The sequence below is a fragment of the Sphaerotilus natans genome (assembly GCF_900156335.1).
In the GTDB taxonomy this organism is placed as follows: domain Bacteria; phylum Pseudomonadota; class Gammaproteobacteria; order Burkholderiales; family Burkholderiaceae_C; genus Sphaerotilus; species Sphaerotilus natans.
This window is the reverse complement of the sequence record NZ_FTMZ01000022.1, coordinates 18,804-41,481: the sequence shown is the minus strand read 5'-3', so window position 1 is coordinate 41,481 and position 22,678 is coordinate 18,804. Positions and strand designations below refer to the sequence as shown.

The following is a 22,678-nucleotide window of genomic DNA, read 5'->3' as shown; positions in this document are numbered from 1 at the left end:
GGCAGGCCCAAGGCGGCCGGCCTCAGCCGGCGGCCGCCTCGAAGCCTTCGAGCACGTTGACGACGTTGATGCCAACCTCGGCGACCGCGTAGCCGCCCTCCATCGTCAGCACCACCGGCAGGCCGGCGCGCGCCAGGCGCTCGCCCAGGCGCAGGTAGTCGTCGGCGCGCAGCCGGAAGCCCGAGATCGGATCGCCCTCGAAGGTATCGACGCCCAGCGCCACCACCAGCGCCTCGGCGCGGTGGGCGGCCACCGCGGCCAGGCCGGCTTCGAGCGCCTCGAACCAGGTCTCGACCGTCGTGCCGCGCGGCAGCGGCAGGTTCAGGTTCGCGCCCAGGCCGGCGCCCTCGCCGCGCTCGTCGGCATGGCCGAGGAAGAAGGGGTATTCGGTGCGCGGATCGCCGTGCAGCGACACCGTCAGCACGTCATCGCGGCCATAGAAGATCGTCTGCGTGCCGTTGCCGTGGTGGTAATCGACATCGAGCACCGCCACGCGCGCCGCGCCCTGCTCGCGCAGCGTCTGCGCCGCCAGCGCGGCGTTGTTGAGGAAGCAGTAGCCGCCGAAGAAGTCCGGCCCGGCGTGGTGGCCAGGCGGGCGGGTCAGCGCGAAGGCGGCGCGCTCACCGCCGGCCACCGACAGCGCGGCCGAGCGGGCGCAGGCCGCGCCCTCGCGGGCCGCCGCCCAGGTGCCGGCCATGATCGGGCTGCCCGCGTCGAAGGAGAACAGCCCGATGCGCGCGGCGAAGCTCTCGGGCAGCAGGTCGGCGCGAAAGCCCCGCACCGGCCAGACCGCCGGCAGGATGTCGGTCTGCGCGTTGGCGGGATCGAGCGCGACCCATTCGTCCCAGGCGCCGGCCAGGAAATCGAGGTAGCGCGGCGCATGGATCGCCGCCAGCGCGGCGCCCAGATCGGGCTGCGGCAGCGGCTCCAGCAGCGTGCCGACCGGCCGGCGCGCCAGCTCGGCCAGCACATGGTCGAGCCGCGCCGGCGTCTCGTGGCAGGGCACGAGGCGGCCGCGGTACATCTCCAGGCGCGCGTCGTGGCGGCGGTAGAGGGCGTTGCGGAAGATCTTCATCGGCACCGGCCCTCCCCGCCGGACAGGACGCTCAGGCCGCTCAGGCCGTTCACTCGCCCAGGTAGGCGGCGCGGACCTTCGGGTCTTCGAGCAGCTGGCGGCCGGCACCGGTCATGGTGATCAGGCCGGATTCCATCACGTAGCCGCGATCGGCCACCGCCAGCGCGCGGCTGGCGTTCTGCTCGACCAGCAGCATGGTCACGCCCTGCTTGTGGATGTCGTTCACCACCTCGAAGATCTTGTCGACCATGATCGGCGACAGGCCCATCGAGGGCTCGTCGAGCAGCAGCACCTTGGGTTTGGCCATGAGCGCACGGCCCATCGCCAGCATCTGCTGCTCGCCGCCCGACATCGTGCCGGCGAGCTGGTCGCGGCGCTCCTTCAGGCGCGGGAAGATGGAGAAGACCTTGTCGATGTCCTCCAGGATGCCCGCCTTGTCGTCGCGGATGTAGGCGCCCATCTGCAGGTTCTCGGTGATGGTCATCCGGGTGAAGGTGCCGCGACCTTCCGGGATCATCACCAGGCCCTGCTTGGCCAGGTCCCAGGCGCCCTGGCCCTTGAGGCTCTTGCCCAGGTACTTCACGTCGCCGTCGCCGATCGGCTGCAGGCCGGTGACCGCCTTCAGCGTGGTGGTCTTGCCCGCGCCGTTGGCGCCGATCAGCGAGACCAGCTCGCCCTCGCGCACCTCCAGGCTCACGCCCTTGACGGCCTGGATGCCGCCGTAGGCGACCTTGACGTTCTCGATGCTGAGCAGGACCTGCCCGCTCTTCTTGTGGTTGCTCGACATGATGGTCTGCTTTCCTGTGCGATCAAGCCGGGCTCAGTGGGCCTTGTGGCCGGTGCCGAGGTAGGCCTCGATCACCTTCTCGTTGCGCTGCACCTCGGCCGCGGTGCCCTCGGCGATCTGCTTGCCGTAGTCGAGCACGGTCAGCCGGTCGCACAGGCCCATCATCAGCTTGACGTCGTGCTCGATGATCAGGATGGTGCGGCCGTCCTTGCGGATGCGGTCGATCAGCTCGCGCAGCACCACCTTCTCGGTGGCGTTCATGCCGGCGGCCGGCTCGTCCAGCGCGATCAGCTTCGGATCGGTGGCCAGCGCGCGGGCGATCTCCAGGCGACGCTGGTCGCCATAGCTCAGCGTGCGCGACTTGAACTCGGCGTACTTGCCGATGCCGACATAGTCGAGCAGCTCCTGCGCCCGGCGGGCGATCGCGGCCTCCTCGGCCTTGAAGCTGGGCGTGCGGAAGACGGCGCCGAGCAGGCCCGACGAGGTGCGCACATGGCGGCCGACCATCACGTTCTCCAGCGCAGTCATCTCGGGGAAGAGCCGGATGTTCTGGAAGGTGCGGGCGATGCCGGCGGCGGCCACCTCGTGCACGGCGGTGGGCGTGTAGGGCGCACCGCCGAGCTGGAAGGTGCCGCCATCGGGCGTGTACAGGCCGGTGATGACGTTGAAGAAGGTCGTCTTGCCGGCGCCGTTCGGACCGATCAGGCCATAGACCTGACCCTTGCGGATGGTGATGCCGACGTCGGAGAGGGCCTGCAGGCCACCGAAGCGCTTGGAGACGCCCTTGACCTCGAGGACGATCTCGGATTGCGTGCTGTTGCTCATGAAGTGCTTCTCCTGGGGATCACTTGGCGACCGGGGCGGCCTTGCCATGCTCGGGCGCAGGCCACAGGCCGCGCGGACGCAGCAGCATGATCGCGATCATCGCCAGCGCGATCAGCAGCTGGCGCAGGATGGCGGCGTCGAGACGGCCGCCGGTCATCGCCTGGATGTCGCCGGCGACGTAGCGCAGCACTTCCGGCAGCGCCGCGAGCATCACCGCGCCCAGGATCACGCCAGGAATGTGGCCGATGCCGCCCAGCACCACCATCGCGACGATGATGATCGACTCGGCCAGCGTGAACGACTCCGGCGAGATGAAGCCCTGGAAGGCCGCGAACATCGAGCCCGACACGCCGCCGAAGGTGGCGCCCATGCCGAAGGCCAGCAGCTTCAGGTTGCGGGTGTTCAGGCCCATCGCCTTGGCGGCGATCTCGTCCTCGCGCACCGCCATCCAGGCCCGACCGATGCGGGAGGTCTCGATGCGATGGCAGATGATGACGGTGAAGATCACCAGCGTCAGGAACAGGTAGTAGTACAGCGTCACCGACGGGAAGCTGTGACCGAACAGCTCCAGCGGCTTGCCGAAGCTCACGCCGCCGATGCTGATCGGGTCGATCTGGCTGATGCCGCGCGGACCGTTGGTGATGTTGACCGGATGCTCCAGGTTGTTCATGAACACCCGGATGATCTCGCCGAAGCCCAGCGTGACGATGGCCAGGTAGTCGCCGCGCAGCTTCAGCGTCGGTGCGCCCAGCAGCATGCCGCAGACCGCCGCGACCGCCGCGGCGATCGGCACCACCGCCCAGATCGGGAAATGCATCCCGTCAGGATAGGCGGCCCGGATGGACTCGAAGTTCTCCATCAGGTGCGGCGAGGCCACCAGCGCGTACAGGTAGGCGCCGACCGCATAGAAGGCGACATAGCCCAGGTCGAGCAGGCCGGCGTAGCCGACGACGATGTTCAGGCCCAGGGCCAGCATCACGTACAGCAGCGCCAGCGCCATGATGCGCACCCAGCCCTGGCCGAACTGCGCCACCACCAGCGGCAGCGCCAGCAGCGCGACCGCCGCCAGCAGGAAGACGACGATCTGCTTGGTCTTGTCCATGTGTTGCATGTGAGTCTCTCCTCGGACGGCGTCAGGCGCGATCGGCGACACGCTCGCCCATCAGGCCGCTCGGGCGCAGCGTCAGGACCAGGATCAGCACCAGGAAGGCGAAGATCTCGACATAGTGGCTGCCGAACAGGCCGCCGGTCAGGTCACCCAGGTAGCCGGCGCCCAGCGCCTCGATCAGGCCGAGCAGCACGCCGCCGACCATCGCGCCGGTCAGGTTGCCGATGCCGCCGAACACCGCGGCGGTGAAGGCCTTCAGGCCGGGCATGAAGCCCATGCTGTGCTGCAGCGTGCCGTAGTTGGCCGCCCACATGATGCCGGCGATGGCCGCCAGGGCCGCGCCGATCACGAAGGTCGCGCTGATGATGTGGTCAGGACGCACGCCCATCAGGCCGGCGACACGCGGGTTCTCGGCGGTGGCGCGCATCGCGCGGCCGAGCTTGGTCTTGTTGACCAGCCACAGCAGGCCGGTCAGCACCACCGCGGTGATCACCAGGATCAGCACCTGGGTCAACGTGATGACCGGGCCGTCCTCCCACAGGAAGAACACCTCGACCGGCAGCAGCTGCGGATAGGGCTTCGGGTTCGGCTTCCAGATGATCATCGCCAGCGTCTGCAGCAGCAGGCTCATGCCCATCGCGGTGATCAGCGGCGCCAGGCGCGGCGCGTTGCGCAGCGGCCGGTAGGCGATCTTCTCGATGGAGTAGTTGAGCGCCGCGCAGACGATGATCGCGGCGATCGCCGAGATCAGCATGATCAGCCAGCCCGGCATGGGCGAGGCGGTATCCAGCAGAAAGGTCGCGACGGTCCAGCTGACCATCGCACCGACCATGAGCACCTCGCCATGCGCGAAGTTGATCAGGCTGATGATGCCGTAGACCATCGTGTAGCCCAGCGCGACGAGGGCATACATGCTCCCGAGCACCAGACCGTTGATGATCTGCTGTACAAAGATGTCCATTCCAAGATCTCCTGTGGCTTGCTCAGGAAATCGCAAGGGCCGTGCCAGCCCATGGAAACCCTGACTCGCCCAGGGGATCGGCGGATCGTGACATCCTTCCCGCCGCAGGCGTTGCAGTGCCTTGCCCCGGCCCGGATCGGCCACATTTCAGCGCCACGCACCGGCCACAGCCCCGCCCGCGACAGCGGCACAAGCGCACGAACCGCAGAAGATCCGGACTCCCACCCCTTCGGACCGGATCGGATCGGGAAAAGAGCGCCGTTCAGCCCAGCTTGTTCGCCTGGGCGTCCAGCTCGCGCAATCTCTCGAGCTTCTCGCCGATGCGGATCTCGAGTCCCCGGTCGACGGGCTGGTAGAAGCGCGGCGCCGGCGCCAGTCCGTCCGGGAAATAGTTCTCGCCGGACGGATATCCGTCCGGCTCGTCGTGCGCGTACCGGTAATTCCGTCCGTGCCCCAGGTCCTTCATCAGCCGGGTTGGTGCATTGCGCAGGTGCGCCGGCACCGGACGCGAGCCGTCCTGCTTGACGAAGGCCTGCGCGGCCTTCCAGGCGACATAGGCGGCGTTGGACTTCGGCGCGACCGCCAGATAGAGCACCGCCTGCGCCAGCGTCAGCTCGCCCTCGGGCGAGCCCAGCCGCTCGTAGGTCTCCGCGGCGTCCAGCGCGATGCGCAGCGCGCGCGGATCGGCCAAGCCGATGTCCTCGCTGGCCATGCGCACCAGGCGCCGGGCGATGTAGCGCGGATCGGCGCCGCCGTCGACCATGCGCGCGAACCAGTACAGCGCGCCGTCCGGGCTGCTGCCGCGCACCGCCTTGTGCAGCGCCGAGATCGCGTCGAAGAACTGGTCGCCGCCCTTGTCGTAGCGGCGCAGCTGCGCGCCCAGGCAGCGCTCGAGCGCTGCCTCGTCCAGCGGCCGCTCCGTGCCGGCCATGCGCACCACGTTCTCGAAGGTGTTGAGCAGCCGGCGCGCGTCGCCGTCGGCATAGGCGGCCAGGCGCTGCGCTGCGGCAGGCTCGGGCGCGGGCGCGGGCAGCGCCTCGCCGGCGCGGGCCAGCAGCGCCAGCAGCTCGGCCTCGCTCAGCGGTTCGAGCACATGCACCGTCGCGCGCGACAGCAGCGCCGAGTTGACCTCGAAGGACGGATTCTCGGTCGTCGCGCCGATGAAGGTGAACAGGCCCGACTCGACATGCGGCAGGAAGGCGTCCTGCTGCGCCTTGTTGAAGCGGTGCACCTCGTCGACGAAGACGATGCAGCGCCGCCCGTGCGCGCGCGAGCGCTGCGCGCGCTCGACCGCCTCGCGGATGTCCTTGACCCCGCCCAGCACCGCCGAGATCGGCACGAAGTCGGCGTCGAAGGCCTCGGCGGTGAGACGCGCCAGCGTCGTCTTGCCGACACCCGGCGGGCCCCACAGGATCATCGAGTGCGGCCGACGTGACACGAAGGCGGCGCGCAGCGGCTTGCCCTCGCCCAGCAGATGCGTCTGGCCGATCACCTCGTCGATGTGGCGCGGTCGCAGCCGCTCGGCCAGCGGGGCCTCCGGTGCGGTCGGCGCTTCGTCGAACAGATCGTTCACGCCGGCGCGCTCACTGCTGCAGCACGTCGGCGCCGGCCGGCGCGCTGAAGCGGAAGCGCTCGGCCGGCAGCTTCAGATTGGCCTCGAAGCGCGAGAAGTCCAGCCGCGAGCGCTGGCCCAGCGCGTCGGTCAGCTCGATCGCCGCCAGGTCCTTGCCGCGAAAGCCCACCCGCAGCTGGCGGATCTGGCTCTCCTTCGCCTTGGGCTGGGCGGCCGCCCACTGCAGGCCGCCCTGGTCGGGCTCGGCCGACAGCGTGAAGTCGCGCTCCAGGGTGCCGCCGGCCAGCAGCGCCGCGGGCGTGGCGCCCAGCGCCTGGTCGAAGGGCCGCACCGTCACCTGGTTCAGGTCGACGTCGAAGAGCCAGACCTTCTGGCCGTCGGCGACGATCTGCTGCTCGTAGGGCCGGGCGTAGTCGAAGCGGAAGCGGTTCGGGCGCTGGAACTCGAACTCGCCGCTGGAGGTCTTCTTCTTCGCGCCGTCGGGCGAGGTGGCGACCTGCGTGAAGGCCGCGCGGCCGGACTGCACCGTCTGCACGAAGCCGCGCAGCGTGTCGACCGCATCGGCGCGCGCCGGCAGCGCGGTGGCGGCAACGGCCGCCGCCAGCGCCAGCATCAGCACCCGGCCAGGCCGCTTCGAGAAGGATTCGAGGGAGAGCAGCTTCATTCTTCCTTGCGGGCCGGGACGAGGATGTCGCGGTTGCCGTTGGTGGACATGCTCGATACGAGTCCGGTTTTTTCCATTTGTTCCAGCAGCCGCGCCGCGCGGTTGTAGCCGATGCGCAGATGGCGCTGCACCAGCGAGATCGAGGCCTTGCGGTTCTGCAGCACGATGGCCACCGCCTGGTCGTACATCGGATCGGCCTCGGCGTCGCCACCACCGCCCTCGGCGTTGGTGTCGTTGGCGCCGCCCTCGCCCTCGAGCGTGCCGCCCTCCAGGATGCCCTCGATGTAGTTCGGCTCGCCCTGGCTCTTGAGGTATTCGACGACGCGGTGCACCTCGTCGTCGGAGACGAAGGCGCCGTGCACCCGCACCGGCTGTCCGGTGCCGGAGGCCATGTAGAGCATGTCGCCCATGCCCAGCAGCGCCTCGGCGCCCATCTGGTCCAGGATGGTGCGGCTGTCGATCTTGCTCGAGACCTGGAAGCTCAGCCGGGTCGGGATGTTGGCCTTGATCAGGCCGGTGATCACGTCGACCGACGGGCGTTGCGTGGCCAGGATCAGGTGAATGCCGGCCGCGCGCGCCTTCTGCGCCAGGCGGGCGATGAGCTCCTCGATCTTCTTGCCGACGACCATCATCAGGTCGGCCAGCTCGTCGATGACGACGACGATGTGCGGCAGGCGGTCGAGCGGCTCAGGCTCCTCCGGCGTCAGGCTGAAGGGGTTGGGAATCAGCTCCTCGCGCTCGTGGGCCTCGCGGATCTTGGCGTTGTAGCCGGCGAGGTTGCGCACGCCCAGCTTGCTCATGATCCGGTAGCGCCGCTCCATCTCGGCCACGCACCAGTTCAGCGCGTTCGAGGCCTGCTTCATGTCGGTGACCACCGGCGCGAGCAGGTGCGGAATGCCCTCGTAGACGCTCATCTCGAGCATCTTCGGATCGATCAGGATCAGGCGCACGTCCTCCGGCTCGGCCTTGTAGAGCAGCGACAGGATCATGCCGTTGATGCCCACCGACTTGCCCGAGCCGGTGGTGCCGGCCACCAGACAGTGCGGCATCTTGCCCAGGTCGGCCACGATCGGCTCGCCGACGATGTTCTTGCCCAGGCCCATCGTCAGCAGCGAGGCCGCCTCGCGGTAGACCGGCGCGCCCAGCACCTCGGACAGGCGGATCATCTGGCGCTTGCGGTTGGGCAGCTCCAGCGCCATGCAGTTGCGCCCCGGAATCGTCTCGACCACGCGGATCGACACCAGGCTGAGCGAGCGGGCCAGATCCTTGGCCAGATTGACGATCTGCGAGCCCTTGACGCCGACGGCCGGCTCGATCTCGAAGCGGGTCACCACCGGGCCCGGCATCGCCGCGATCACCTTCACCTCGACGCCGAAGTTCTTCAGGTGGCGCTCGATCATGCGGCTGGTGTTCTCCAGCTCCTCGGGCGAGGCGGATTCGGCCTGCGGCGGCGCGGCATCGAGCAGATCGACCGACGGACGCCCGCCCTCGCCGCCCGCCGCGAAGACCACCGGCATGGCCGGACGGGGCGCCGGCGGTGGCATGACAAAGACCGGCGGCGCGGCTGGCGCCGGTGGCGGCAGGTCGTCCTCGTCGTCGGCAGGATCGTCCCACGGGGCCGCCGAGGTCCGCGCCAGGGCAGGCATCGGCGCGGGCGCCGGATCGCGAGGCCGGGCTGGCGGTGCCGCCACCGCGGGAACCGGCGCCGGCATGGGCTGCACCGGCATCTGCGGCAGGGTGTCGACAAAATCCGGCTCGTGGCCGGGCGAGCGACCCGGAGCCAGCGCAGCGATGTCGCCGAATTCCGGCTCGACCGGCACCACGGCGGGCACCGCCGCGGCCTCGCGCTCCTTGCGGGCGCGGCGCGGGGCGGCCGGCGCAGGCGTCGCGGCCGGCACGAGCGCCGGTCCAGCGGCCATCAGGTCATCGGCCGGACCCTGCCCGGACAGGCCGCGCTCGCGCTGCGCCTGCTCGCCGATGCGCTTGTCCTCGGCCTCGGCCAGACGCTCGTCGCGGCGCTCGCGCCAGATGTCGAACAGCGCGCCGATGCGCTCGGCCAGACCCAGCCAGGAGAAGCGGAAGGCCCAGGCCATCGACAGCAGCAGCAGCACGATCCACAGCACGCCACTGCCGACGAAGCCCAGCAGCTTCATGCTCAGCGGACCGAGCATGGCGCCCAGCACGCCTCCGGCATGGGTTCCAGCCACCAGGCCTTCATGCTGGTAGAGCCGCGTCCACTCGAGCGAGGTGCTCGACAGCAGCAGCAGCAGCAGCCCAATCCAGGCCTGCCACCAGGGCCGCCAGTGCACCGGGCCGTCGACCGTCTCCACCGGCGCCAGATCGACCCGCAGCAGCCGCGCCACCGCCGACAGCCAGCCACGCAGGCCAAAAAGCAGCAGCCACCAGGCCGACAGGCCACACAGCACGAAGGACAGATCGGACAGCCAGGCCCCGATCACGCCAGCCTGGTTGCGCAGCGGCCGGCCGTCCCCGGAGGTCGAGAAGGCGGCGTCGCCCGGGTGATGGCTGAACATCGCCAGCATCCACAGCACCAGCAGCGTGCCGCCGAGCGTGATGGCCAGCTGCAGGCGCCAGCGTGACACCGGACGAGGCAGGGAGGAACGGGTTTGCGCGGCTGCAGACGACCCTGAGGCCGTGCCGCGCAGCGAACCGAGCGGATAAGTCATGCCCGAATTGTCCGCCATCCGTCAGGATGGTCTTGAAACGACAACCGGGCGAGGTCTGCGCTTATTGCGAGGCCAGACGCTCGGTCAGCACGACCCAGCCGTTCTCCTGGGTCTCGATCAGATGGCGCTCCTCGAGATCCTTCATGACGCGGCTGACCATCTCGCGCGAGGCGCCGACGACCTTGGCCAGATCCTGGCGCGAGACCTTGGAGCGGATGACGCGGCGGCCCTCGTCGTCCTCGGCCATGTCGAGCAGCGCGCGCGCCACCCGGCCGTAGACATCGAGCAGGGCCAGCGACTCGATCTGGCGGTCGGCATTGCGCAGGCGCGCCACCAGGCCGCGCAGGATCGCGTAGGACAGGCTGGAGTTGTCGGGCAGGCAGACCGCGAACTCGTTGCGACCCAGCACCAGCACGTCGGTCTGGACCTCGGCGCGCACGGTGGCCGAATGCGGCTCGTTGTCGATCAGGCTCATCTCGCCAAGATAGTCGCCCGCCTCGAGCACCGCCAGGATGACCTCGCGGCCACGCGCGTCCGAGGTGATCACGCGGGCGCGGCCACTCAGCAGGATGAACAGCGCGTCCGACTTGCGACCCTGCTCGACGATGATCTCGCCGCGACGGTAACGGCGCTTGACCACGCCGTCGGCGATCGTCTGGGCCTGCTCGACGGTCAGCATCGAGAACAGCGGCACACGCCGGATCAGATCGAGATTCGAGAGCATCGCCATGTTGGGGGTCACTCCTGTGCTTGTTTGGTTTCTGTCGTTGAGTTGGGGCCAGGCCTAGCGCGAGTCGGCATCCCCTGGCGACCGGGGACGATCGGGAACCGCTAAGCTCTCGAATCGCACCGCGTCACGCACGCCCGATGCGACGCGACTCTAACCGATGCGTCGCGTCGTTGAACAGCGAACCGACCCGGAAATGAAACCGTGCGCCGCCCGCCGGCGCCCGCCCCCAGAACCTGCCACAGAACGCCATGACCCGCACTGTCCAGCACGCCCAAGTCCTCATCCTCGGCTCCGGCCCGGCCGGCTACACCGCCGCCATCTACGCCGCCCGCGCCAACCTCAAGCCGATGCTGGTCACCGGCATGGCCCAGGGCGGCCAGCTGATGACGACCACCGAGGTGGACAACTGGCCGGCCGACGTGATGGGCGTGCAGGGTCCCGAGCTGATGGAGCGCTTCCAGAAGCACGCCGAGCGCTTCAACACCCAGTTCGTCTACGACCACATCAACCAGGTCGACTTCAGCCAGCGCCCCTTCACGCTCCAGGGCGACAGCGGCACCTACACCTGCGACACGCTGATCATCGCCACCGGTGCCAGCGCCAAGTACCTGGGCCTGCCCTCCGAGCAGACCTTCATGGGCCGCGGCGTCAGCGGCTGCGCGACCTGCGACGGCTTCTTCTACCGCGGCGACGAGGTCTGCGTCGTCGGCGGCGGCAACACCGCAGTCGAGGAAGCGCTCTACCTGTCCAACATCGCCAGCAAGGTCCACCTGATCCACCGCCGTGACAAGTTCCGCGCCGAGGCGATCATGGTCGACAAGCTGCACGAGAAGGTTGCCGCAGGAAAAATGGAGTTACACCTGTTTCAGACGCTGGATGAAGTCCTGGGCGACCAGAGCGGCGTGACCGGCGTGCGCCTGAAGAGCACCGAGGACGGCAGCACCCGCGACCTGGCGGTCAAGGGCTGCTTCATCGCGATCGGCCACCACCCGAACACCGACATCTTCCAGGGCCAGCTCGAGATGAAGGACGGCTACATCGTCAGCCGCTCCGGTCTGGACGGCTTCGCGACGATGACCAGCGTTCCCGGCATCTTCGCCGCCGGCGATGTCCAGGACCATGTCTACCGCCAGGCCATCACCAGCGCCGGCACCGGCTGCATGGCCGCGCTGGATGCCCAGCGTTTCCTGGAGCAGAACCACGGCTGAGTCGTCGGGCCTGGGCCCTCGGCCGTTTTCAGGCTACAATCGACGTTTTGCCGCCAAAAGAGACCCGAGGCGCCGGATGGTGCTGTCGGAGGGGTAACCATCAGACCAGGCACCACAAGTGCTGCAAGTTCCGGGCGGGTCTGCGCTGGTTGCTGTAACCATAGATCGGAGAAGCGTCATGGCACGCGTCTGTCAAGTCACGGGCAAGGGCCCGATGACCGGGAACAATGTTTCCCACGCCAACAACAAAACCAAGCGCCGCTGGCTGCCCAACCTGCAGTACCGCCGCTTCTGGGTCGAGAGCGAGAACCGCTGGGTTCGCCTGCGCATCTCGAACGCGGCTCTGCGCCTGATCGACAAGAAGGGCATCGACGTGGTCCTGGCGGACCTGCGTGCTCGCGGCGAACTGTAATCGGAGACCGACACCATGGCAGCCAAAGGCGGACGCGAAAAGATCAAGCTGGAATCCACTGCGGGTACCGGCCACTTCTACACCACGGACAAGAACAAGAAGACCACGCCGCAAAAGCTGGAATTCATGAAGTTCGATCCGAAGGCACGCAAGCACGTCCTGTACAAGGAAGTGAAGCTGCGCTGATCTCGATGATCGACACGTTCCTCGGCAGCCGCTGCTGAACGTGCCCGTGCAGACCCGCCCGGACAGTCATGTCCCGGCGGGTTTTCTTCGTCGACACCCCCTTGCGGGGGCCCCCTCCAGGGGGATGAGCCCTCAAGTCACCGATGCCTACATTGAGCCGGTGAACTCTCGAGGAGGGCCTCCATGCACCTGTGCGGCTCCCGCCCCCGGCGACGCCAGCAACCCGAACGGATCTGGCTGCTCTGGCTGTTTCTACTGCTGCTGCCGCAGCAGGCCGGCGCGCAATCCATCGACACTCGCCGCAGCAAGGCCACCATCGGCGAGCCAGTCGCGATGAGCCTGCAGGTGCGGGCCTTCGACATTCCACCCGCACTGCTGGGGCCGGACTGCATCGCTGTGCGACTGCAACATGCCGACAGCGGCGAAGCGCTCGAACCGATCCGGATACGCACCGTGCCCAGCGGGCAGGACGAGCAGGTGACGGTCCAGATCCACAGCCCTGCGCTCGTCGAGGAGCCGGTGCTGATCGGACGGGTGGACCTGCTGTGCGGCGCGGCCTTCAGCCGGGAGTTCACCGTGCTCGCCGATCCTCCGCGCCGACCCCTGCCTCGCAGACCTGCAGCACAGGTGCGCCAGACGGTTCAGGCCCACGCCGCACCGTCAACACCCGCGGCTGCAGCCCCCCGCCCTGCACCGACCCTGAGCGGCCCGACCGGCGCCGACGAGGCCGCGCTGGCCGGCGCCGCCGAGCTGATCGCCCGTCTGGTGGCGGAGCGGCTGCCGCACGCCGAACCCGGCGTCCGGGCCGAGTTCCCCGAGGCCTGGCGACATCTGCATGAGCAGCAGCGCGAAACCCGTGCCGCCCTGGACGAGCTGAAGCTGCAGCTGCAGCTGGCCCAACAGGACGCCCCTGCCCCACCCTGGCGCGATGCAGCCCTGGTGGCGGGCACGCTGATCGGCCTGGGCAGCTGCATGATGATCGGACGACTGCTGCACGATCGACCGGCAGGATCGGGCCGGGCCGGTCGGCGCCGCACGACCCCCAGCAGCACCGTGCCAACCGGACCCCATCACCCAGGCACCGACGAGCACGCGGCGCCCGCCTCACCCCAAGGCCCAGCGGGACGGATCATCACGATCGACTGGCCCCAGTCGCAGGACGACGAGGCCTCGACGGCAGCCCCTCCAGCACCTTCGTCCGCATCGGCCTTGACCTCTGCCGAGGATCGCTCCTGCTGGCAGGACAGCAACTTCGGCCATCCCCGCCTGGACGACGAGGGCAGCCAGGAGCTGCTGGGGGAACTGGAGGCCGCACCGCCCGGCAATGCCGAGCAGCAGCTCGGCTGGGTCATGGTGCTCGAACGTCGCCTGCTCGAAGGCCAGGGACGCTGCCCCTGGCTGCTGATGCGGCTGCTGGCCCTCTACGAGCAGCTGCGACAGCCCTGGAACCATGAACGGGTGGCTGCTCAGCTCGAGGCGCTCTACAACGTGCGAGTGCCCCAGATGTCGCCAACGACATCGGCCTCAGCAGCATCGCGGCAGGACAGCCAGCGCCAACTCGAGCAGCATGAACTCACCTGGAGGCAGGTCTGCGAGCACTGGAACGAGGCGCAGGCCGAGGCGCATCTGGCCGCGCTGCTGCTGCGGCCGACCGCGCTGGAAGAGCTCGATCTGCCCGCCTTCGAGGAACTGCTGACGCTGCACGGCCTGCTGCGTCGGCGAGAGCAGATGCCCCGGGCTTCGCTGCTCGATGTCGTGGAGTTCGAGGTGCTGGCCGCCTGAAGTGGCTGCGGCGACCCGCCGTGCCCGTCAGGCCCGCGCCGAGCGCAGCGTGCGGGCGAAATCCTGCAGCGCGACGATACCGCTGGCCTCGGCCCGCTGGCACCAGCCCTGCAGGTCGGCGACCAGCTGCTCGCCCGACACATTGGTGCGGGTCCAGAGCTGGCGCAGCTCCTCGCGCATGGCCACCAGCTTGGCCAGTGCCGGGCTCTGGTCGCAGGCCTGCGCGATGCTGGCCTTGAACTCGGCCGGGATCTTCTGCTCGTCGCGGTGCAGCCAGCGCTGCGCCAGACGCATCTGGGCCCAGCGCTCGGTGTTCTGCGCCCCCTGCTGCTTCAGGCGGTCGAGTTCCTCGTTGCAGGCGCGGCGCAGACCGGTGGCGTACTGCGCCATCATCTCGTAGCGGTTGGCGATCAGCGCCTCCAGCGTCTGGCTGTCGGCCACCGCCTTCATGGCGCCGAGCTTGAGCTGCGGCGCGGTCTTGCGCACCTTGGCCTGGCCGAGCATTTCCAGCAGGCGGATGTAGCCCCAGCCGATGTCGAACTCGAAGGGCTTGACCGACAGCTTGGCCGAAGTCGGGAAGGTGTGGTGGTTGTTGTGCAGTTCCTCGCCGCCGATCCAGATGCCCCAGGGCGAGATGTTGGTCGAGGCGTCGGCCGCCTCGAAGTTGCGATAGCCCCAGTGGTGGCCCAGGCCGTTGATGATGCCGGCCGCATGGATCGGGCTCCACAGCATCTGCACCGCCCAGACCGTCAGGCCCAGCGCGCCGAACAGCGCCACGTCGATGATCAGCATCAGCGCCACGCCCAGCGCCGAGCGGCCGGTGTAGAAATGGCGCTCGAGCCAGTCGTCGGGCGTGTTGTGGCCGTACTTCTTCAGCGTCTCGGCCACCTTGGCCTCGGCGCGATAGAGCTCGCTGCCACGCAGCAGCACCGTCTGCAGGCCGTGCGCGACCGGGCTGTGCGGATCATCGACCGTCTCGCACTTGGCGTGGTGCTTGCGGTGGACCGCGACCCACTCCTTCGTCACCATGCCGGAGGTCATCCACAGCCAGAAACGAAAGAAATGCGAAGGAATCGGCCCCAGGTCCAGCGAGCGATGTGCCTGGCTGCGGTGCAGGAAAACGGTGATCGAGACGATCGTGATGTGCGTCACCACGAGCGTGAACAGCAGCACCTGCCACCAGGAAGCACGCAGCAGGCCATGAGCCAGCCAGTCCAGCAGGACTGCCCAGATCGTCGAGAGGTCGGACATCGGAAAGACTTTCAGAAACGCAGGAAGCAGGCAGGCTGCACGGCGGGCGAAGGTCGCCGGCGTTTCGGAAAGCGCACGGGGCGAGGGGTCCGAGTCACAGGCGGGCGGGCGATTCTAGCCCCGCTCGGGTGGCGGCGACATGAGCAGCCACCCGAGTGGCGGTGATTTGCCCGCCCGCCTCCAGCGCGCTCAGCGCCGGCGCCAGACCGCGGCGAAGAAGCCGTCGGTGCCGTGGCGGTGCGGCCACAGCCGCAGCATGCCGTCGTGGCACAGCGAGGCGGCCTGCTCGACCTTCTGGCGCTCGAGCACCTCGGCGGCGTCGAGCCGCTCGAAGTCCGGGTGCGCCTCGGAGAAGGCGTGGACGATGGCCTCGTTCTCGGCCTCCAGCACGCTGCAGGTGGCGTAGACCAGCTGGCCGCCGGTTTTCACCAGTCGCGCGGCGCTGTCGAGGATGGACGCCTGCTTGGCGGTCAGCTCGGCGACCGACTTCTCGCTCTGGCGCCACTTCAGGTCGGGATTGCGGCGCAGCGTGCCCAGGCCTGAGCACGGCGCGTCGACCAGCACCCGGTCGATCTTGCCGGCCAGGCGCTTGACGCGGTCGTCGCGCTCGTGGGTGATGCCCGCCGGGTAGACATTCGACAGCCCGCTGCGCGCCAGGCGCGGCTTGAGCGCGGCCAGGCGGTGCGCCGACACGTCGAAGGCGTAGAGCCGACCGGTGTTGCGCATCATCGCGCCCAGCGCCAGCGTCTTGCCGCCGGCGCCGGCACAGAAATCCACCACCATCTCGCCACGCTTGGCCTCGGTCAGCAGCGCCAGCAGCTGGCTGCCCTCGTCCTGCACCTCGACCTCGCCGCGGTTGAAGACCTCGGTGCGGTTGAGCGCCGGCTTGCCGTCGACGCGCAGGCCCAGCGGCGAGAACGGCGTCGGCTGCGCGCGGATGCCCTCGGCGGCCAGCGCCTCCTGTGCGGCCTCGCGCTTGACCTTGATCGCGTTGACGCGCAGGTCCAGCCCGGCGGGCTGCAGCAGCGCCTGGGCCAGCGCGTCGAACTCCTCGCCGACCTGCGCCTTCAGCGGCTCGACCAGCCACTCGGGCAGGTTGTGCACCAGCGCGGCGTTGTGGCCCTTCGACGCCTTCATCGGATCAAACTGGCGGCAGTTGTCCAGCCAGGTGCGCTCGCCCTCGGTGATGGCGGCATTCAGGTAGGCCTCTGAGCCCTGCCAGGCCAGCAGGATCAGCCGGCGCTCGATCGAGCCGTGGCCCGAGCGCGCCAGATATTGGTACTTCGCGCGGCGGCGCAGCACCTCGTAGACCGTCTCGGCCAGCGTCTGGCGCTCGCGTGCGCCCAGCGCGCGGTTCTGGCGGAAGAAGGACGACACCACCGCATCGGCGGGCGTGGTGAAGCGCAGCACCTCGTGCAGCAGCTCGTCGCACAGGGCGAACAGGGCCTTGGGGGTCATCGAGGGCTCCTCGGGAACGAAATCGGAAAATCTGACAAGAAAGGACGGCTCAGCGCGGATCGAACAGCCACTGCTCGGCACCGTCAAGATGGCGCACGACGCCCGCCGCATCGACCTCGAGGCGGTCCTCGACGAACCAGCGCACCGCGCGCGGGTAGATCACGTGCTCGCAGCGCAGGATGCGCTCGGCCAGCGTGTCGGGCGTGTCGCCCTGGCGCACCGGCACCGCCGCCTGGATGACGATCGGACCGTGATCGAGCTCGGGCGTCACGAAATGCACCGTGGCGCCGGCGAACTTGCAGCCTGCCTGCAGCGCGCGCTCGTGCGTGTGCAGGCCGCCGAAGGACGGCAGCAGCGACGGGTGGATGTTGAGCAGCCGCCCGGCGTAGCGCGCGACGAACTCGGGCGTCAGGATGCGCATGAAGCCGGCCAGCACCACCAGGTCGGGCTGGTGGCGGTCGATCTCCTCGGCCAGCGCGGCGTCGAAGGCGGCGCGGTCGGCATGGGCGCGGTGGTCCAGGCCGACCGCGGCGATGCCCTGCGCCTGTGCCCAGGCCAGGCCGCCGGCCTGCGGGCGGTTGCTGATGACGGCGACGACGGAGGCTGGCCAGCCCTCGGCCACGCAGGCCTTCTGGATGGCCTCCATGTTGGAGCCCCGGCCGGAAATCAGGATCACGATGCGTTTCATGGGTGCGGGAGTGTAATCGGCGCCCGGCGGATGACCCGGCCATTGGTCGCATGACAAGGACTTGGAAACCGGTCACAGTAGCTCCCGCGCCCCGGCGCAGCGTGAACCTTGTCGCGATTCACGACTTCTTTCTTCTTTCTTCTTTTCGATTCCAACAGGAGAACACAGATGGGACTGCTCGACTCTCTGGTCGGCTCGGTGGTGAGCCAGGCGCTCGGCGGCTCGCAGCAGGGCGGCCAGGCCGCCCTGATCCAGGCGCTGATCGGCATGCTGATGAACGGCGGCCTCGGCGGCGGCGGCGCGGCCCAGGCCAGCGCGCCGGCCGGTGGCCTGGGCGGGCTGCTGGAGCAGTTCCAGCGCGGCGGCCTGGGCGACGTGGCTGCCTCCTGGGTCTCGACCGGCCAGAACCTGCCGATCTCGGCTGAGCAGATCGGCCAGGTGCTCGGCCCGGACGTGCTGGGCCAACTCGCGCGCAGCGCCGGCATGGACAGCGGCGCAGCCGGTGGCGCGCTGGCGCAGATCCTGCCGCAGGTGGTCGACGCCATGACGCCGGACGGCCGCCTGCCCCAGCAGGGCACCGACCTGGGCGCGATGCTGCCGCAGATCCTCGGCGGCCTGCTCGGCGGCGCGCGCTGAGCGCACCGAGCCTCCACCGCCCCTGACGATGCCGGGGACGGGCGTCGGCCGCTATGCTCGCGTGGCCATGGCCGACATCCACATCACCGACATCGAGAACGCCATCAACTGGTGGCGCCAGCGCAGCCCCTCGCCCGACGGCGTCGAGCTCGGCGCGCCGCTGCGCGCGCTGGCCGAGGTCTACGCGCGGATGAGCTACTTCCGCCAGACCGCGCACGACGAGACCACGCTGCCGCCGCCGGCCCGCGAGGCCTGGCTGGCCTGGTACGACAGCACGCCCGACGCGCCCTGCATCGCGATCTGCTCGACCGCCCAGGGCGACGCAGTCTGCAAGGGCTGCGGGCGCAGCTTCGAGGAGGTCCGGCACTGGCCGGCGATGAGCCCGGGGGAGAAGCGCGTCATCTGGCGCCGCATCATCGCCGAGGGCAGCGCCTGGCGCTTCAACCGCTATGCCGACCGGGCGCCGGAGCGTCGTCGCCCAGCATCGGACTCGGCAGCGTGATGACGAAGCAGGTGCCGCCGCCCTCGCGGCCCTCGCAGCGCACCGTGCCGCCGTGGCGCTCGGCGATCTGGCGCACCAGCGACAGCCCGAGGCCGACGCCGCCGGCGCGCTCGGCATGGCCGGGCAGGCGGTAGAACGGCTCGAAGATGCGCTCGCGGAACTCCGCCGGCACGCCAGGGCCGCGATCGCGGATGCTGATCTCGATGCGGCCGTCCGGCAGCGTGGCGACATCGGCCGACACATCGTCGCCGCCGTAGCGACGCGCATTCTCCAGCAGGTTGCGCAGCGCGCGGCGCAACAGGCGCTCCTCGCCCAGCACCTGGACATCCTCGCCGCCCGCATCGGCGCCGACCCGCGCGGCCTCCTCGACCAGCAGGCCGAGCAGGTCGACCAGCTCGGGCTGCATGTCCGAGCGCGCATCGAGCCGGCTGGCCAGCAGCACCTCCTCGACCAGCTCGTCGAGCTCGCGGATGTCGCGGTCGATCTCGCGGCGCAGCCCCTCGTGCTGGGCCGGGTCGGCATGATCGAACATCGACACCGCCATCTTCAGCCGTGCCAGCGGCGAGCGCAGCTCATGGCTGGCATTGGCCAGCAGCGAGCGGTTCGAGCGCACCAGATCCTCGATGCGCTGCGCCGCCTGGTTGAAGCTGCGCGCCACCGCGGCGACCTCGTCTTCGCCGCGTGCATCGACCCGGTGCGACAACCGGCCACTGCCGAAGACTTCGACACCGCGCTGCAGGATCTCGAGCCGCCGGGTCAACCGGCGCACCACCGGATAGGCGCCCAGCGTGATCGCGGTGAACAGCGCCGCCAGCAGCAGCAGCACGCCGGTGGCCTCGTCGAGCAGGCCCGGCCCGCCCAGGCCGATGCGATCCAGCGGCCCAGGACCGCTGATCGGCGGCAGGCGCGGCGGCCCGCCATCACCGCGAGGCCCATGCTCATGCCCGGGGCCGGGCCCTGGCCCGCCGCCCTTGATGCCCTTGAAGCGGATCTTCAGTGTCCACAGCACCCGGCCATCCGGCAGGCGCGAGGCCAGCGCGATCTCCGCTTCGGGGCGCGCCCGGTCCTCGAGAATGCGACGGTAAGGTTCGGACTCGGCGATGCGCCGACCCGAGGCGTCATCCAGCGCCAGCGGCAGCTTGAGCTGACGCGACCAGTCCAGCAGCACCTCGCGCTGGGTTTCCTCGGGTGCGCTGGCGGGTGGAAGACTGCGCTCGATCAGCGCCGCCATCGCCCGAGTGCGCTCGAGCACCGCGCTCTCGAAGCGGGCCTCCTCGGCTGCCGCATGGCGGCGGAACAGCACCGCCGCGATCAGCGCGAACACCAGCAGCACCACCACGACGGTGAGGTAGATGCGCAGGTAGAGGCTGCGCACTCCGGTGGCTCGACGCCAGCGCATGCCTGAAGACGCGCTCAGGCCGCGTCGGCGTCCTGCTTGCGCGCGAAGACGTAGCCCGAGCCGCGCACCGTCAGGATGCGGCGCGGATTCTTCGGGTCGTCCTCGATCGCAGCGCGGATGCGCGAGACATGCACGTCGATGCTGCGGTCGAAGGCCTCGATCGGGTGGCCCTTGAGCGCATCCATGATCTGGTCGCGCGAGAGCACCCGGCCGGGGCTGCGCGCCATCACCTGCAGGATGTCGAACTGGTAGCTGGTCAGCTCGCAGATGCGGCCGTCGACCCGCACCTGACGCGCGTTCACGTCGACCTCGAGCCGGCCGAAGCGCAGCACCGCGTCATCGCCCAGCGGCGTGGCACGGCGCAGCAGCGCCTTGATGCGCGCGAGCAACTCGCGCGGCTCGAAGGGCTTGGGCAGGTAGTCGTCGGCACCGAGCTCCAGACCGATGATGCGGTCCATCGGCTCGCCGCGTGCAGTCAGCATCAGCAGCGGCAAGCTGCGCAGGCGCGGGTCGGCGCGCAGCTCGCGCGTCAGGTCCAGGCCATCGCCATCGGGCAGCATCAGGTCGAGCACCAGCACATCGAAGAGCTCGCGCTGCAGACGCGCGCGCCCCTGGGCCAGGTCGCCAGCCACCGAGACATGAAGTCCGGCCGAGACCAGGTAGGTGCTGACCATGCCGGTCAGACGGGCATCGTCGTCGATCAGGAGAACACGGGCGCTCATGGGGGAGTCGGAGGAACGGGCAGTCTCGGAGAGCATGAAGTATCGTCGACCGCGGACGTCAGCCTCACGTGCCTGCGCTGTAAAGAACTTCAGCCCAGCATCGACTCGACCTGCTCGAGCAGTTCGATCGGGCTGCACGGCTTGACCAGACAGGCATCCGCACCAGCCCGTCGGCCCGCCTGCAGATCGGCCGGCAGGCCGCGAGCGCTGAGCAGCAGCACCTTCACGCCCGCCTGCGCCGGATCGGCACGCAGGCGCCGGCACACCTCGAGCCCGTCGATCGATCCCGGCAGCATCACATCCAGCACCACCAGGGCCGGTCGCAGCTCATGTGCCAGCGCCAGCGCCTGGGAACCGTCGGCCGCCTCGTGCAGCTCATGCTCGGTCATCTCCAGCGTCATCCGGATGAAGCGGCGAATGTCGATCTGGTCCTCGACGATCAGGATGCGGCTGGAAATCATGTCCGTTCTCGGGATCCCGGCAGGTCGGCACAGACCCTCACCTGCCGGGGACAGGTTCACTGCATGCCTTCGGCATGCATGCTGCGGCCCATGCGGATCATCTCCGATTCCACCCAGGCGCGCACCGCGATCGCAGGCGCGGGCTGGTGGATCACGCGGACCCGGTCGGGCAGACCGCCGCGTTCGGCGATCTGGTGCGGCGTCTGACTGGTAATCGCCAGCACCCGGAGCGGAGCGTACTCGTTCAGCCCGGACAGCGTCAGCAGCATCGCGTAACCGTCGATGTCAGGCATCGCCAGATCGGTCACCAGCAGGTCCGGCGCCTTGCGACCGAGCTGAAGCAGGCCGGTGTAGCCATTGTTGGCGCCGCGCAGCGACACATTCGAGCCCAGAGGCTGCAGCACCTCCTGCCAGAGCTGCAGCTGGTCGACGCTGGAGGCGATCAGCAGGACATCGATCGGTGCATTGGCGGCAGCCGCCATCGACAGCGAGGTCGGCGCCGCAGGACGCAGACCGCTGCGCTGGGCCAAGGCCTCGACCGCGGACAGCCGGATGCGGCGATGGCCACCTGGCGTGCGACCGGCCGGCAGCGTGCCGGCCTCGACCCACAGCTGGACGGTGCGCAGCGACACGCCGAGCCGCAGTGCGGCCTCACGGGTGGTCAGGAGCGGGTCCAGAGGATCTTGAGCAAAATGGGGACGGGACATGGCAGGGGGCCCTCTAAAACACAGATCGGGCGAGCTCGTCTGACCGAGTTCGCGAGTCTCCAGCTCATCTATTTGCGGCTTGCCCGGGTCATCGGCATGCGGCTTCCCCCGCTGTAGCGCCGGAAGTTTCAAAGTGTGACTTATTTCGCCGCCCGATTACGAATTGCGCAGATCCAGTATGAGGAATATTTGCAACACAACCCCTCATTCATGGGTACGCATCGTACCAAATGAATCGAAAAAAATGATCATGTGCAAAAAATCACACCAGGAGCCACAACAATGACCCGTCCAGCGGCCACACCCCCTTCAGATGCAGCCGACGACGAGGAGTTTCAAGGATTGCCCCCGCTGCCTCCGGGTACACGAAATTACATGACGCCGCAAGGCCATCGCCAGATGCGCGCCGAATTGATGAATCTGCTCGATGTCGAGCGCCCGAAAGTGGTGGAAACCGTTTCCTGGGCCGCAAAGAACGGCGACCGCTCGGAAAACGGGGACTATCTCTACGGGAAGAAACGGCTGAGGGAAATCGACCGGCGCATCCGGCACCTGACGCGCCGGCTCGACATCGCGGAGGTGGCCGATCCGTCAGCGCACCACGGGCGCGACCAGGTCTTCTTCGGTGCGACGGTGACCTATGCCGACACCACCGGTCAGGAGCACACCGTCACCATCAAGGGCATCGACGAGTCCGACAGCCTGCGCGGCGAGATCAGCTGGATCTCGCCGGTCGCCCGGGCGCTGCTGAAGGCGCGCGAGGGCGACGAGGTGATGCTGATGACCCCTGCGGGGCTGCAGCGCCTCGAGGTGATCGAGGTGCGCTATCCCGCCCCGGGCGAGCCGGCCTGAGGCC

At 69.1% G+C, this 22,678-nt stretch carries 23 protein-coding genes; 7 read left to right on the top strand and 16 right to left on the bottom strand.

All coding sequences use genetic code 11. The features are described 5' to 3' along the window. Window positions 1–22: 22 nt before the first annotated feature. The 9 genes from BW996_RS16955 to BW996_RS16910 all read right to left on the bottom strand — a co-directional run bounded on the left by BW996_RS16955 (window position 23) and on the right by BW996_RS16910 (window position 10,410). Window positions 23–1,075 carry a histone deacetylase family protein gene (locus tag BW996_RS16955; RefSeq protein ID WP_076459019.1) on the bottom strand — a complete coding sequence of 351 codons (1,053 nt, stop codon included), beginning with the start codon at window positions 1,073–1,075 and terminating at the stop codon, window positions 23–25. A gap of 49 nt (window positions 1,076–1,124) precedes the next feature. Further along, on the bottom strand, window positions 1,125–1,862 hold the full coding sequence (locus tag BW996_RS16950; RefSeq protein ID WP_037483685.1) for an ABC transporter ATP-binding protein: 738 nt from the start codon (window positions 1,860–1,862) through the stop codon (window positions 1,125–1,127). A 33-nt stretch (window positions 1,863–1,895) separates the two neighbouring features. After that, window positions 1,896–2,687: an ABC transporter ATP-binding protein gene (locus tag BW996_RS16945; protein ID WP_037483683.1), complete on the bottom strand. Its 792-nt coding sequence runs from the start codon at window positions 2,685–2,687 to the stop codon at window positions 1,896–1,898. 19 nt (window positions 2,688–2,706) lie between these two features. Further along, entirely contained in the window at window positions 2,707–3,798 is a 1,092-nt protein-coding gene (locus BW996_RS16940; RefSeq protein WP_375131865.1) for an ABC transporter permease subunit, read from the bottom strand. Window positions 3,799–3,820: 22 nt separating this feature from the next. Further along, entirely contained in the window at window positions 3,821–4,756 is a 936-nt protein-coding gene (locus tag BW996_RS16935; protein WP_037483677.1) for a branched-chain amino acid ABC transporter permease, read from the bottom strand. Between the two features lie 262 nt (window positions 4,757–5,018). Next, the gene (locus BW996_RS16930; protein WP_037483675.1) at window positions 5,019–6,329 is read right to left on the bottom strand and encodes a replication-associated recombination protein A; all 1,311 of its coding nucleotides are present in this window, start codon (window positions 6,327–6,329) and stop codon (window positions 5,019–5,021) included. A gap of 10 nt (window positions 6,330–6,339) precedes the next feature. After that, window positions 6,340–6,993, bottom strand: a complete 654-nt coding sequence (gene lolA, locus BW996_RS16925) for an outer membrane lipoprotein periplasmic chaperone LolA (RefSeq protein ID WP_375131862.1) — start codon at window positions 6,991–6,993, stop codon at window positions 6,340–6,342. Beyond that, on the bottom strand, window positions 6,990–9,596 hold the full coding sequence (locus BW996_RS22515; protein ID WP_310732930.1) for a DNA translocase FtsK: 2,607 nt from the start codon (window positions 9,594–9,596) through the stop codon (window positions 6,990–6,992). Before BW996_RS22515 ends, lolA begins: the two co-directional genes overlap by 4 nt. A gap of 145 nt (window positions 9,597–9,741) precedes the next feature. Beyond that, complete coding sequence (locus tag BW996_RS16910; protein WP_037483673.1) at window positions 9,742–10,410, bottom strand: Crp/Fnr family transcriptional regulator; 669 nt, start codon at window positions 10,408–10,410, stop codon at window positions 9,742–9,744. Window positions 10,411–10,658: 248 nt separating this feature from the next. Here BW996_RS16910 and trxB point away from each other — a divergent pair, with 248 nt between their 5' ends. From trxB to BW996_RS16890, 4 genes are all read left to right on the top strand, one after another. Next, window positions 10,659–11,618, top strand: coding sequence for a thioredoxin-disulfide reductase (gene trxB / locus BW996_RS16905; protein ID WP_037483670.1), 960 nt, complete (start codon window positions 10,659–10,661; stop codon window positions 11,616–11,618). 178 nt (window positions 11,619–11,796) lie between these two features. Then, window positions 11,797–12,030, top strand: a complete 234-nt coding sequence (gene rpmB, locus BW996_RS16900; protein WP_037483668.1) for a 50S ribosomal protein L28 — start codon at window positions 11,797–11,799, stop codon at window positions 12,028–12,030. 15 nt (window positions 12,031–12,045) lie between these two features. Continuing rightward, complete coding sequence (gene rpmG, locus BW996_RS16895; protein WP_037483666.1) at window positions 12,046–12,216, top strand: 50S ribosomal protein L33; 171 nt, start codon at window positions 12,046–12,048, stop codon at window positions 12,214–12,216. 183 nt (window positions 12,217–12,399) lie between these two features. Further along, complete coding sequence (locus BW996_RS16890; protein ID WP_037483664.1) at window positions 12,400–13,998, top strand: hypothetical protein; 1,599 nt, start codon at window positions 12,400–12,402, stop codon at window positions 13,996–13,998. 27 nt (window positions 13,999–14,025) lie between these two features. Here BW996_RS16890 and BW996_RS16885 read toward each other — a convergent pair whose 3' ends face one another. The 3 genes from BW996_RS16885 to purN form a co-directional block, all read right to left on the bottom strand. After that, the gene (locus BW996_RS16885) at window positions 14,026–15,249 is read right to left on the bottom strand and encodes a DesA family fatty acid desaturase (protein ID WP_037483661.1); all 1,224 of its coding nucleotides are present in this window, start codon (window positions 15,247–15,249) and stop codon (window positions 14,026–14,028) included. A 189-nt stretch (window positions 15,250–15,438) separates the two neighbouring features. Continuing rightward, the gene (locus BW996_RS16880) at window positions 15,439–16,707 is read right to left on the bottom strand and encodes an RsmB/NOP family class I SAM-dependent RNA methyltransferase (RefSeq protein ID WP_037483914.1); all 1,269 of its coding nucleotides are present in this window, start codon (window positions 16,705–16,707) and stop codon (window positions 15,439–15,441) included. Between the two features lie 49 nt (window positions 16,708–16,756). After that, entirely contained in the window at window positions 16,757–17,395 is a 639-nt protein-coding gene (gene purN / locus BW996_RS16875; RefSeq protein WP_037483917.1) for a phosphoribosylglycinamide formyltransferase, read from the bottom strand. Between the two features lie 168 nt (window positions 17,396–17,563). Between purN and BW996_RS16870 the strand changes: the two genes are divergently transcribed. Both BW996_RS16870 and BW996_RS16865 read left to right on the top strand, forming a co-directional pair. Beyond that, the gene (locus BW996_RS16870; RefSeq protein WP_037483919.1) at window positions 17,564–18,031 is read left to right on the top strand and encodes a YidB family protein; all 468 of its coding nucleotides are present in this window, start codon (window positions 17,564–17,566) and stop codon (window positions 18,029–18,031) included. A 67-nt stretch (window positions 18,032–18,098) separates the two neighbouring features. Next, window positions 18,099–18,533: a DUF3717 domain-containing protein gene (locus tag BW996_RS16865; RefSeq protein WP_037483921.1), complete on the top strand. Its 435-nt coding sequence runs from the start codon at window positions 18,099–18,101 to the stop codon at window positions 18,531–18,533. Here the strand turns inward: BW996_RS16865 and BW996_RS16860 are convergent. The 4 genes from BW996_RS16860 to BW996_RS16845 form a co-directional block, all read right to left on the bottom strand. Further along, on the bottom strand, window positions 18,472–19,932 hold the full coding sequence (locus tag BW996_RS16860; protein ID WP_241462024.1) for a sensor histidine kinase: 1,461 nt from the start codon (window positions 19,930–19,932) through the stop codon (window positions 18,472–18,474). The genes BW996_RS16865 and BW996_RS16860 overlap by 62 nt on opposite strands. A gap of 14 nt (window positions 19,933–19,946) precedes the next feature. Beyond that, window positions 19,947–20,654: a response regulator gene (locus BW996_RS16855; RefSeq protein ID WP_037483925.1), complete on the bottom strand. Its 708-nt coding sequence runs from the start codon at window positions 20,652–20,654 to the stop codon at window positions 19,947–19,949. A gap of 89 nt (window positions 20,655–20,743) precedes the next feature. Then, window positions 20,744–21,115, bottom strand: coding sequence for a response regulator transcription factor (locus BW996_RS16850; RefSeq protein WP_081838222.1), 372 nt, complete (start codon window positions 21,113–21,115; stop codon window positions 20,744–20,746). Window positions 21,116–21,171: 56 nt separating this feature from the next. Continuing rightward, complete coding sequence (locus BW996_RS16845) at window positions 21,172–21,822, bottom strand: excisionase family DNA-binding protein (protein WP_076459018.1); 651 nt, start codon at window positions 21,820–21,822, stop codon at window positions 21,172–21,174. Window positions 21,823–22,104: 282 nt separating this feature from the next. Here BW996_RS16845 and greB point away from each other — a divergent pair, with 282 nt between their 5' ends. After that, a complete protein-coding gene (greB, locus tag BW996_RS16840) occupies window positions 22,105–22,674 on the top strand; it encodes a transcription elongation factor GreB (protein WP_037483927.1) in 570 nt (189 codons plus the stop codon). Window positions 22,675–22,678 lie beyond the last annotated feature (4 nt).